This window comes from Clostridium sp. AM34-11AC, assembly GCF_003435375.1.
In the GTDB taxonomy this organism is placed as follows: Bacteria; Bacillota; Clostridia; order Lachnospirales; family Lachnospiraceae; genus Pilosibacter; species Pilosibacter fragilis.
The window spans coordinates 1-1,278 of sequence record NZ_QWGL01000006.1 but is presented as its reverse complement, the minus strand read 5'-3'; the positions used below and the strand labels follow the sequence as shown (position 1 = coordinate 1,278).

At 40.5% G+C, this 1,278-nt stretch carries 1 protein-coding gene; it reads right to left on the bottom strand.

Going from position 1 to position 1,278, the window contains the following annotated elements; genetic code table 11:
* Positions 1 to 56 precede the first annotated feature (56 nt).
* Positions 57 to 1,201, bottom strand: a protein-coding gene (locus tag DW826_RS05620; RefSeq protein ID WP_117552274.1) for an IS3 family transposase whose coding sequence is annotated in 2 segments (ribosomal slippage) — positions 57 to 964 and positions 964 to 1,201 — 1,146 coding nt in all. Because the reading frame shifts where the segments join, the coding sequence is not laid out codon by codon here.
* Positions 1,202 to 1,278: the final 77 nt, after the last annotated feature.

The following is a 1,278-nucleotide window of genomic DNA, read 5'->3' as shown; positions in this document are numbered from 1 at the left end:
TGTTGTGGTCAAGCTTTTTTGTAACACTTGTGGCTAAAAAAATAGTGCTTATCAATTTATGCTGCCGTCCTTGCTTCATATGGGGTTCGATAACCATTATAACTGTGTGGACGAACATGATTATAATCAACGTATGCAAATTCTTCTACCTTTTGATAGAGTGTTTCCTCTGTTGTAAACTCATACAAATTTGTGCATTCATTCTTCAAGGTATTGAAGTAACGCTCCATCGGTGCATTGTCGTACGGATATCCTGCTTTGCTCATGCTCTGTGTCACATTTACCGATTCGCAGAATTCGGTAAATGCTTTGGACGTATACTGTGAGCCCTGGTCAGAATGTAAGATAAGACCATCTTTGATTGTTGGCTGCGATTCCAGCGCTTTTCGGAGCGTCCGGATCGCAAGATCACTGGTAATGTTACGATCTGTTATGCTGGCAATCACACTCCGGTCATGCAAATCTATAATAGTGCAGTTATAGCGTACTTCATGATTTGCAAGGAACAGATAAGTGAAATCCGTGCACCATTTTCGATTGATTTCATCTGCTGTGAAATTTTGCTTCAGCTTATTATCGAATACTTTATGCGGGTTTCCATGCTCATATCCTGGTTTTTTTGGACGGACAACCGAACGGAGACCAAGCTCTGTGTTCATATATTTATGAACGGTGGTATTACTGTAAGAATAACCTTTACGCTCCAGATAGACTTTCATACTCCGATAGCCGTCAACTCCATTGTGCGAATGATATATTTCCTGAATCTGTGCTTGGACTTCGGCTTTAAGGGTATAATAATCCGCCTTCCGGTGTTTCCGGTAGTTGTAATAAGCATTTGGGCATATACCCAGCCGTCCAAGCAGCCAGCGAATGCCAAATTCATTATGATATTGTTCGATGAATCGATAAGCCTCTAATCGATTTCCTTTGCAAAGAATGCCGCCGCTTTTTTTAAGAAAAGATTCTCCTTACGAAGTTCTTCGTTTTCTCTTTTGAGTCTGAGCATCTCCTTCATGTTGTCATAATCTTCTTTGGCTTCCGGGCTTGACTGGCATTCTTTACTAAACTCGCTACACCACTTAGAAATGCTGGCTTTCGATACCCCATACTCAGCGGTGATGCTTTTGTAGGTACGACCTTCCTCTTCATGAAGACGTACTATTTTTTTCTTAAATTCGGGTGTGTAACTTTGTGGCATGATAATTACCTCTTTTCTCTATTGGATTTATTATATCTTATTAGCCACTACTGTTACAACGTTAGTATAGCACTTCA